General features: G+C 31.0%; 7 protein-coding genes. 3 read left to right on the forward strand and 4 right to left on the reverse strand.

Annotation, left to right across the window (positions count from 1 at the left end):
- Positions 1-255: 255 nt before the first annotated feature.
- The 4 genes from GN105_RS12590 to GN105_RS12605 all read right to left on the reverse strand — a co-directional run bounded on the left by GN105_RS12590 (position 256) and on the right by GN105_RS12605 (position 7201).
- On the reverse strand, positions 256-2742 hold the full coding sequence (locus GN105_RS12590; RefSeq protein ID WP_155285738.1) for an ATP-dependent Clp protease ATP-binding subunit: 2487 nt from the start codon (positions 2740-2742) through the stop codon (positions 256-258).
- Between the two features lie 402 nt (positions 2743-3144).
- A complete protein-coding gene (locus GN105_RS12595) occupies positions 3145-4845 on the reverse strand; it encodes a glycosyltransferase (RefSeq protein ID WP_155285739.1) in 1701 nt (566 codons plus the stop codon).
- A 173-nt stretch (positions 4846-5018) separates the two neighbouring features.
- Positions 5019-6650 carry an erythromycin esterase family protein gene (locus tag GN105_RS12600; protein WP_155285740.1) on the reverse strand — a complete coding sequence of 544 codons (1632 nt, stop codon included), beginning with the start codon at positions 6648-6650 and terminating at the stop codon, positions 5019-5021.
- Complete coding sequence (locus GN105_RS12605; protein ID WP_155285741.1) at positions 6647-7201, reverse strand: hypothetical protein; 555 nt, start codon at positions 7199-7201, stop codon at positions 6647-6649. The genes GN105_RS12600 and GN105_RS12605 overlap by 4 nt, the downstream gene beginning before the upstream one ends.
- Before the next feature lie 102 nt (positions 7202-7303).
- On the opposite strand from GN105_RS12605, the gene GN105_RS12610 reads away from it, so the two are divergent.
- The 3 genes from GN105_RS12610 to GN105_RS12620 all read left to right on the forward strand — a co-directional run bounded on the left by GN105_RS12610 (position 7304) and on the right by GN105_RS12620 (position 10646).
- The gene (locus GN105_RS12610; protein WP_155285742.1) at positions 7304-9499 is read left to right on the forward strand and encodes a peptidase domain-containing ABC transporter; all 2196 of its coding nucleotides are present in this window, start codon (positions 7304-7306) and stop codon (positions 9497-9499) included.
- A gap of 81 nt (positions 9500-9580) precedes the next feature.
- Positions 9581-10222 carry a hypothetical protein gene (locus GN105_RS12615; RefSeq protein WP_155285743.1) on the forward strand — a complete coding sequence of 214 codons (642 nt, stop codon included), beginning with the start codon at positions 9581-9583 and terminating at the stop codon, positions 10220-10222.
- Positions 10223-10226: 4 nt separating this feature from the next.
- Entirely contained in the window at positions 10227-10646 is a 420-nt protein-coding gene (locus tag GN105_RS12620) for a hypothetical protein (RefSeq protein WP_155285744.1), read from the forward strand.
- The last annotated feature ends 804 nt before the right edge of the window (positions 10647-11450 follow it).

The raw sequence follows: 11450 nt of genomic DNA on the forward strand, positions 1-11450 counted from the left end.
AATAAACGTAGAAAACTTGCCTTAATGATTGTTAAAGCAACTTACGAATAAAGTCTATTAAAATTAAACACTTAATTTTAATAGACTTTATTTGTAGGGAAAATAGTTAAGTTTCAGTTTGCTAATGTAAATTTTGAGTTTTTTATTAGTGTATATTGATTTCTTTGAAAAAAATGTAGACTTTGTTAGGTGATTTTTGAAAATAATACGTGTTTTACTGAATTATCTTATTTGTTTAAAAACAAACTTTGAGTTTTACAAATTTTCTACTTCCCATATAAGCTCTTCGTTGGTGGAAAGTAAGCCTTTAAGCCTTTGGTCTTTTTTCAACTCTCCTGAAAGAATCATTTTTGATATGGGCCTTCTAAGATAATTACGAATAGTTCCCACTACTTGGCGTGCTCCATATTTTGGGGTAAATCCTTTAAACGCAAGCATTTTTTTTGCTTCATCTGTAAGTTCAATATCCATATTCTGAGCAAGTAACAATTTACGGAATCCTTTAAATTGGATTTCAAAAATTTTCAGTAACATTTCTTCTTTAATAGGCGAGAAAGGCACTATCTCAGACAGACGAGCCAAAAATTCAGGACGAAAATAATTTCCCATTATTTCCATCATTTGTATTGTGGAGGGAAGTTTTCCTTCCGACATCTCTTTGGCAATCCAGTCACTTCCTACGTTTGAGGTAAAAATGATGATGGCATTTGAAAAATCACCTTCTTTTCCCAAACGGTCGTGAAGTTTTCCTTCGTCCATTATTTGAAGAAAAATATCATATACCGAAGAATGAGCTTTTTCTATTTCATCAAAAAGTACTACTGAGTAAGGTTGTTGTCTGATTTTATTAACCAAAAGCCCTCCTTCTTCGTACCCCACATATCCGGGAGGAGCTCCATAAAGTAGTGCTGCTGAATGCTCTTCTTTAAATTCAGACATATCAAAACGGATCATTGCTTTTTCATCATTAAACAATGCTTCAGCTAAAGATTTTGTAAGCTCAGTTTTTCCTGTTCCTGTTGGACCTAAAAAGAAAAAAGAGCCAATAGGTTGCCCTTGTTTATTCATTCCGCTTCTGGACTCCAATATGGCATCAACCAACGACTTTATGGCATTGTCTTGTCCCACAACACGTTTTCTCAATTGATTTTCCATATTTAAGAGGCGTTCTTTTTCTCCTTCTTGGATTTTCCCCACAGGAATATTTGTTTTAGCTGCTACCACGCACGCTAAGTGTTCTTCATTAACTTGTGTAATAGGATTTTTTGTAAAATGGTATAGTTTATCAACTATCTGATTTAATGTATTAAAAATTGTAGAAGCTGAAATTTTTTCATCAATTTTGACTTCTTGACCAATATAACCTTTCATAATAGGGTTTAGATGCGATGAAAAATCTTTCCAAACTAGTGAAATTTCGTTAAAAAAGTCTTCTTCGGAAATTTCTATTTGCTTTTCTTCCAAGTTTTTTAGTTTGCTTAATAATGAAAAATGATCAGTTACAGCAGCCTCATTAGTCATTTTAACTGCTGACATTGTTCTGTCAAGTAAATCAATGGCCGAGTCTGGTAAACGTCGGTCTTTTACGTAACGTTTTGCCATTAGTACACATTTGCTTAAAGCATCTTCACTAACTTCTAATTGATGAAAATCTTTATATTTTCCGAGTACAAATTGAACCATCGAAGTTGCGTTGTCAGTGGCTGGTTCTTCTATTTGTAACACTTCAAATCTACGATTAAAAGCGTGGTCTGGCTCAATCAATTTTCGGTACTCATCAATGGTAGTTACTCCAATAACAGTTAGATTTCCTTTAGAAAGTTCTGGTTTTAAAATATTGGCAGCTCCTGCATTACCTTGTTTGGGGTCTAGTAAGGTGTGTATTTCATCAATAAATAGAATCACTTTGTCCATTTGACGAAGTTCCTTAATAATGTTTTTAAGTCTGTCTTCAATTTCACCTTTATAAGTGGCTCCGGCGATTAAAGCCCCATTATCAAGCTCCCAAACGGTTGTTCCCGATAAAAAAGAAGGCACTTTTTCATTGATAATATCATATATTAATCCTTCTACTATAGCTGTTTTTCCTACTCCTGAATCCCCTATAATCATCACATTAGGTTTGCTATGTCTGCCCAGTATTTCGAGCATTTGCCTGCTTTCTTTGCCTCGGCAAACAATGGGGAAGATTTTATTTTCACGTGCTAAAGAGGTTTTATCTATACAATATTTTAAAAGATTGGTAAGAGGTTTGTTTGTTTTTCCATTTGTTTCTTGTCCTTCTGCTTGATGTAGTGAGTGTAACTGCAGATTGTCGCCTTGTAGGAAAAAATCTAAAATTTCCTTTTCGCGAATAGGGAAAGACTTCAGTTGATCGGAAGAGAAGCCTACTTCAGGTTTTGCGATTGCCCCCAAAGTACAGATAGGATTTATTTGTAGTAATCCTAGTTTTAACCTTATATTGTCTGCTTCTTCAAAGATTTTATGTATTTTTTCATCGGTTTCTATATCTGTAACTCCTGCCAATCTTTCGCAATCTTCTATACGAATTTCTGCCCATTCTTCTAAAAATAAAGCGTCTTTACCCAATGCTGTTACAAAGTTGCTGATTCCCACTTCTTTGTGAAGAAGCGCTTTTAGTAAGTGAGCTGAAGAGTAGTGCTTGTTGCCATATTCACGAGCAATAGATTTGGCAATTTTGATAGCTGATTGAACGGATTCATCTAAATTTAAAAATTCCATTTTTTGTGTTTTTTGAGGAATTAGTATTTGTTATTGTTAAATTCAGTTTATGGGCTATGTAAATGAAAATATTTTTTATGACATTAAGAATTATATTTTTCCTAAAGTCCATCTAATTTTTTATGTTATTTATGAGCAAAAGTACGATAAATTTTTAAAACTATATTATATCTACATAAATTATTTTTAATGTAATTTACTTTAAAATGTATTAAATAAAATAGATTTGTGTTTTTTGATATTTTGAGTTTTGTTTATGGATTTTTCTAAACTTTTTTAAAATAAAGTTTGATTTTTTAGTTAGTTTTTATATTAATAATCAGTTTGTTAATGTGGTTTTTTTACAGAGGGGACTTCCGATAGAAGCGTATTTTAAAGAATACAAAATGGTATATTATTATTTCAATAAAATGGAGCAAAGATGATAGTTTTCACTTCATTTGTTTCAGGATAAGCAATGTATTGTAATATATTTTCTTGTTCATCAATCAAAATATGACTACTTCCTACCATTACATATTCTGGATTTTCTCGTAAAAAGGAAATCTGTTGAGCTATTCTATTTGGTTGCATCAAATCATCGGAATCCAAACGAGCTATATAGTTCCCTTTTGCCTCAGAAATATCTTTGTTTAAAGCATAAACGATGCCTTTATTGGTAGCATTTCGAAATATTTTTAATCGGTTATCATTGAATTTTGAAATAATTTTCAAGGTTTTATCTTCCGAAGCATCATCTATCAAGAGAATATCAAAATTTTGATATGACTGGTTTAAAACACTTAGTAAACATCTTTCAATATATTTTTCGGCATTATAGCACGGAATAACTACACTTACTAATTCGGTTTGATCAATAATCAATGTATCTTCAGGTTGTTTTAATAGTTTTTCATACACTTGAAGTGTTTGTTCAGCCATTTTTTCGGCAGTAAGCTCTGAAAGTACTTTTTGAAAGGCTTTTTCAGCTCGTTTTTTTGCTAATTGTGGATTAGTCAAAGATTGATGAATTTTTTCGGCTAAATCATCTGTATTGAATTGTATTTTTTTGAGAGTAAATTCAATGTGTGTTTTTAATCCGTTTTCGCTGTCAATGAGTTCGTTAAGTCCGCCCACATCCGTAACCACCACAGGAAGCCATGAAGCCATCATTTCAATAGCTGTATAACTACATTGTTCTGCATACGAAGGGATTACGCCCACATCTGCCAATGCGTAAAATTCATACAATTGTTCTTTGGATAAATTTCCTGTAAGAGTAATTTGTGAGTAACAATGTATTTTTTTATACACCCAATCGTAATCACCTTTACCACAAATAACTAAACGGTATTTTTGCGTGTCATCTTTTAGCGAAAGTTTTTCAAAAGCTTGGATAAGTTCAACCACACCTTTCATTTGGGTTATTCTACCAGCAAACAAAATAATTTTTTCATCTTCTGAAAAATGATGTTTCCTACGAAGTTGCCGCTTGGTTTGCGTTGTGTTTATTTCCTGTAAATCAATTCCGTTGGGAATGGTGGTTATTTTTCCTTGGGGAATTTCAAAAAGTTGATGTAACACATTCTGAGCATCATCAGTAACAGTGATAATATGGTCGAATTTTTGGTATAATAGAAATTCTTTTGCAATAATGTTTTTAAATAAGAAAGGAATTTTTCTGTTTTGCAATAAAAATTGGTTTATTTTGTGAAACTCACGATAGTTTTCTGTGATTAAATCTCTGAAATAAATATAATGGCAAGTCAGTAACGTTACACAAGGTATTTTTTGACATAAAGAAGATGCGATTATAGAATGGTGCAACCAATTAAAATGAAAAATAATTATTTTATTTTTATAAGTTTCGTCTATATATTTTACTATTGAATTAATTGCTTCTATTTCTAATTCTTGCGACTCTTTTTTGGAAATGATATCAAAAGGGACAAAGATATCTACTCCGCCTTGTCTACTGAGTATTTTTGTTATTTTCAAGAAAGGGGCTTCAAGCCAAATGAAATTCGTAGTATGATTTTTTGATATATTTTTTACATAAGCGTTAACGCCTGTTTTAAATAACTCTTTTTCATAGTAATCAATGATGAATATCTGATACGACATTTACTAATGGTTTTTATATATGTAGTAGGGAAAGTATAAAAATGCCAAAAAGATAAACAATAATCTTTTTTATTATCTCTCAATCAAAACTAGTGTAAAATATCATCAACAAAAAAAATCATTGTTTATCTTTTTGGCATTTTAAATGTTTACGCAATTTAACAAAAATATTTTCATTGAGCAAAGGCTTTGTTAAAAAAGGCATTCTGTTTTTTAAAGGCTCTTTTCATTTTATCTTCTAAAGGGATATTATTTCTAAAAAAACCTGAAGGAGTACTATTTTCTAAATAAATAACACCTTCAAAGCAAAATTTTGGAATGCCTACCACAGCTTTATTTTGAGAAATAAAAACTGGATATTGAGAGATGTTTTCTGATTTTATATAAAAGAAAGGATTATTTTCTTTATTTAAAATATTGGTAATTGTGTTTCTTTCATTTTTTATTAAGGTTTCTTTTCCATCAATAGCTGTATAAGCCCCTTCTCCCACCGTTAAACCTATACAAGAATAATCTTCTTTAAAATCTTTTTTCAAATAATATCCAAAAGGTTTGTAATAATTTTTTTCTACAAAAGGGAAATCATAACAAGAATGTCCTAAATGACTATATATGGTAATTGTATTTGTTTTCGAGGCAAAAATATTTATAATATACTTCATATTTTTATACATAAAGATATCGCGAATATTATTCGGAAGCTCTCCCTTAATAGAATATTTAACCATTAAATCAAAATAATTTTGTATAATTTTAAATTCGATTGCAACGGGTTGAATGTCTATTTTATTTACGAAGTTTTTATCAAAAAAAAGAGATTTAGCCAAAGACTGTAATTCTTCTTTTTTATTATTTTGCATATACAAAAACTTAAAATAATCAAATAATTCTACATAAAAACACAGTGGATCATAGATGTTGACATCTACACCAAAAATCCAAACTTTATCTTTTCTTTCTTTATTAAAGTCTCTTAACCAAGAAAAAAAAGATAATGTCTCATCGGATAATCTCACAAAATATAAACTATTAAAAATGCTTTCTAAATCTATATCATCTCCTTGTATATATCGATTATAAATAAGCATTGTTTCAACTGGAAATTCAAAAAATAATAATCGACAATTAGCATACATTATGCGGTATTTCATTATATCAAAAGCTACTCTATTAAGAGATTCTGATCCATGAATAGTCTCTCCTATAGCTAATATTTTATTATTTTTTATTTTATCAATATTATCAAATATTAATATATTATTTGGAATCAAAGAAGTTATTTTTAGTGGAATTTGTTTTTCTTCTTTCTCTTCTTTTTCCTTTCCTATTGAAAAATTAGGTTTCTTGACTACTATCTGACTATCAAAATTTTGTTTTGATACAAAAAATAATTCTGTTCTTAAACAATAAACATTTTTCTTAGGTATTTTTCTTTTAAAAGAAGACAAGCTACGGATATCAAGTAAGTTTATACTATCTTGTCTAATTATATTCCCAGTTTTGTCAATACTTTTTATCAAACAATAGGTTTCAGTCATATTTTCATTTTTATGTAGAAAATCAATTTCAATAAACTTATTTTTTGACTTAGGTACAAAAAAATGATTAAAAAGAAGTAATGTATCACTTCTTTTATCTTTTTTAGAGATATCCAAGAAAATTTGTTTATTCAAATGAAGGGTATCAAATTTCCAGTTTCGTTCGGCATCTCCGTACACTATCCACGAAAAATCATCTTTTCTTTCTTGTGAGTTACACATACAAGAAAAAAAAATAAAAAAGAATAAAAAAGATTTCTTTATCATTTTACCAATGTTTCTACAGCTATTTTTCTCCCTGAAGAATCATAATAATGAACATGTTTTACATCTCTTCCAAGGTTAGATTTGTAATGAGTCTCTATTCTATACAAGTTATTATTTGGATATTTTGCAAAATAGTTTCGCAATTCTGAATACCCTGTATAATAATTTCCCCATTCGGTAATATCCTTGTACATACCGAAATAATCAAGAGCTTTAGACAATTTTCCTAGAAAACCTCCCATAACATTATTAGCACCTCCAATTCCTCCATAAGCATTGTCTATCATTTCTGACTTTCTTTTTTCATATGCTTCTTTTCCATAAGATTCTCCTGTAGAATGATACACTACTACTCCGTTTATTTTTACAAATCCTCCTTCAAAACATCTACATTGTATCAATTTTTGAAATTCTTCCCAAGTGTAGGGGTTACTTCTTGTCCCATCTCCTCCTCCTTTACAAGCCTCTGCTTCTTCCTTAGTAAGGATTTCCATTTCTTTCTCAAGTTCAGCTAAGGCTAACTTGGCTCGTTGTTTGTTTTTTGTGTTCATATTTTCTATATTTAAATACTCCCGCAAAGTTAAAAACACTTATTTTCAAAAACAAAACACTTCAAAAATATTTTTCTTACTTTTGCAAAAATTTAACTTAATATGCGTTTAAAATCATTTCCTATTGACAGACAACTTGATATGATGGATTGTGGTCCTGCTTGTCTGAAAATGATTTGCAAGTTTTATGGTAAATACTACTCCCTCCAGCACCTACGTGACTTATGTGGTATTACCAAAGAAGGTGTTTCCGCTCTTGACCTCACATACGCTTCTGAATCCTTGGGATTGAGATCATTATCTGTTAAATGTTCTATTGATGATTTACTGCATAAAATACCTTTGCCTGTCATCATTCACTGGGATAATAGCCACTTCATTGTAGTTTACAAAACAAATGTTAAAAACCGTAAAATTTATGTAGCTGATCCAGCCAAAGGGCACATCACTTATTCTGTAGAAGAATTTCAAAAAAAGTGGTATAAATCCGAAGAAGAAAAAGGTATTCTCATCGCTATTGAACCCCAAGCCTCTTTCTACGAAAAAACAACTGAACAACGAGAAAATCGGCGGAAAACTTTTGAAACTTTTTTTGGCTACTTACGCCCGTACAAAAAGAATTTTATGACTCTTTTTGTAGTAATGCTTTTGGTTACCATTCTTCAAGGTTTTTTGCCCTTTATTTCAAAAGCAGTAATTGATGTGGGGATACAAACCCACGATATTGATTTCATCAACATTGTACTGATTGCTAACATCGCCATTTACGTGAGTATTCTACTTGCTAATTTGGTTCGCGATTGGGTTTTGATGCACATCACCTCACGGGTTAATATTGCTCTGATTTCCGATTACCTAATTAAACTAATGGCATTACCCATTACCTTTTTTGAAAACAAAATGACAGGCGATATCCTACAACGAGCCAACGACCACGAGCGTATCCGTAGTTTTATTATGAATAACTCCATCGGAATGATTTTTTCCACGCTTACTTTCGTAGTATTTGCCATTATTTTAGCGATTTACAACTCGGTTATTTTTTATATTTTCCTTGTTGGAAGTATTTTGTATGTGGTTTGGGTAATGGCTTTCTTAGGACTTCGTAAAAAACTCGATTGGGAGTATTTTGAGTTGATTTCTAAAAATCAAAGTTATTGGGTGGAAACTATTGAGGGGGTGCAAGATATTAAAATTAATAATTATGAGCGACCCAAACGTTGGAAATGGGAGGATATTCAGGCAAAACTTTACAAAGTAAATGTCAGAGTCTTGAATGTTACAAATTTACAAAATACAGGTGCTCAATTTATTGATAATATTAAAAACTTAGCCATCACGTTTTTCTGTGCTAAAGCGGTAATTGCTGGTGAAATGACTTTTGGTGTGATGATTTCCACACAATTCATCATTGGAATGCTTAATGCACCTGTGGTTCAATTCATTCAGTTTATTATTTCGTACCAGTTTGCTAAAATTAGTTTTTTACGATTGAACGAAATTCACGAACTTAAAGACGAACAGGAAGGGGTAGGTAACAACTCAATGGATTTACCTTCTTCTAAAAGTATCGTAGTAAATAATGTAAGTTTTCAGTACTCTCCTCATTCTCAATTGGTATTACAAAATGTTTCGATGATTATTCCCGAAGGAAAAGTAACTGCTATTGTGGGGGACAGTGGAAGTGGAAAATCTACACTCTTGAAGCTGATTTTACGCCTTTACAAACCCTCCTACGGGGAAATTATGATTGGCAATATGAATATTAATAATATTGGTTTGAAACAATGGCGGGAGAAATGTGGAGCGGTGATGCAAGATGGAAAAATTTTCAATGATACCATCTTAAACAACATTGTTCTTGACGATGAAAATATTGATTACGAACGATTGAAAAAAGCCTTAGATACCGCCAATATTGCCCAAGAAATCGAACGACTTCCTTTGGGCTATCAGACCAAAATGGGTGAACAAGGTCGTGGACTTAGTGGTGGACAAAAACAACGTATTCTAATCGCACGAGCATTGTACAAAAATCCCGATTATTTGTTCTTAGATGAAGCTACCAACGCTTTGGATACGATAAATGAACAAAAAATCGTTTCGGCATTGGATAACGTATTCAAAGATAAAACGGTCGTGGTTATTGCTCACCGATTGAGTACCATTCGTAAAGCCGACCAAATCATCGTGATGCAAAACGGAATGATTGTAGAAGTAGGTAATCACGAAAGCCTAATGAAACTCGAACGAAAATATTATCAACTCGTGAAAACACAATTAGACATAAATTCATAAAAAGTCATAATTTTTCTTTGTTTTTGCTAAATCATTTTTTAATTTTGCAACATCAAAAAACAAATAAAAATTTTCAAAATTATGCACCCTAAAAATAAACACACTAAACTCACACTTTCAGAGGTAGAAAACCAAATGGAGGTTTTAACGAAAGAAGAAATGAATCAACTAAAGGGAGGTTTCTACATCATAGAAGATCCTTCAGGAATAGTTTCTCAATTAAAGTCTGACTTATCCGCAAGAATATCAAGCTTGGAATCTATCCTTTGTACTGTAAGAGAAGGAAGCACTGAAATTGATTTTGGAGGTATGTCTTTTCAAAGACGCCACATAGAGGAAACATTAAACGAGTATAAAGCTACATTAAGGGAAATCAAAGAACTTGAACAAGCGGCAGAAGTATACCACTTTGATTATGGAAGTATTGCAAAGACCGATCAACGAGGCAGTGTCGTGTATTCTACTGTCCCCTATGAGAATCAAGACCCTGGACTTGTTGGGCACGAATTAAAGCACCAGTATCAGTACCATACAGGGGAATTAATTAGAGGAAATAATGATTCTCCGATAGGATATGATATTCAAGATGAGGTATCTGCATATAGACGACAAGATATAATAAACAATGGAGTAGACTACTTCAAAAGGAAATTGGAGAGAAAAGTAGAAGATATCAGAAAAATGTTAGATGAGAAAGGAAGTTTACTTTATCCAAATTTGTAATGTTATGAAAAAATTTTTATTTCCCATGCTAGTCCTGTTTTACATAAATGCTTTTGGGCAAATCAAAAAAGAACAACTTATTGATAGTGTTTTAGTTGCAAATACAACTAAAACATATCAGGAATATCTCGCTCATTTCAAAAAAGTGGATAACGAATATGACATTCTTTTAAAAAAAACACAAAAGGATATTAAAAGAAACAATCATAAAGGCACATTACCTGCTATTTCAAATAGAACATACAGCTCAAAAGAATTTCCTATGGTAAAAATACACAATGGGAATCAAAGCTACGACTTGAAAAATCTTAATGAATTAACGTTCACTCAAATCAAAAAAGTTTCTTTTTTAGAGAATCCAAGTGCAACGGCTCTGTATGGTTCACAGGGGCAATTCGGTATTTATATCATTGAAGTAAAATGACAAAAATCAAAATATTCGCGATTAATCTTCCCAAACGAAAAGACAGATAAAATATGGCTTGTATCTGTCTTTAAAAGATTGCATTTAGACAAAGATTTCTACACTTTTGCTAAAAAACACATCACAAGATTCCCTTTTTATATGCACAACACCCATTTTATTCGATAACGAAGGCGAACATCTGGCTTATCCTTTTCTTTGTCTAAGAGAAACTGAGAATGGTACTTTATCATTTTGAAAGGTAGTTTTATTTATGGAGATTTATTTTTTAGTCAATGTCTTTTCTAAAACTTCTAGAAAATTAATTTGTGTTTTTATATGCTTTTTGCTTGTGTATGCAATTAAAAAAAATAAATCTGCCATAAGAAAGCAATTGTGTGTCTATATTTTAAGAATTTAATCTTATTTTTAGTGAACTTTAAGATTTAAAAAGACAACCGCACTACAAATGTATGAAAAAAACTGAAGTTAGTAAATTAGTTATCAATAAAATATTAAGTCAATAGTGTTTGCTATTGGTTAGTAAGGAAATTTATTTTAGATAGACTATTTCTTATGTTAAATATGGCTTACGAAGTAATCTTCATAAAAATACAAAAACGTAGTCTTAGTATTGTATGGAATTACAAGTGTCAATAATAACATTTCTTAGAGTAATTTATTCAAATAATTTGTACTTTTGTGGCTTTACTTCCGATAAATTTACATTATGGGAAGTTCTTCTGAATTAACCACTCAAAAATAAAACTATGAACTCAAATTTTATTTTTCTACAAGAAGACTATAAACTTGTTTAAACTTTTC

This window comes from Capnocytophaga felis, assembly GCF_009684755.1.
GTDB lineage: Bacteria > Bacteroidota > Bacteroidia > Flavobacteriales > Flavobacteriaceae > Capnocytophaga > Capnocytophaga felis.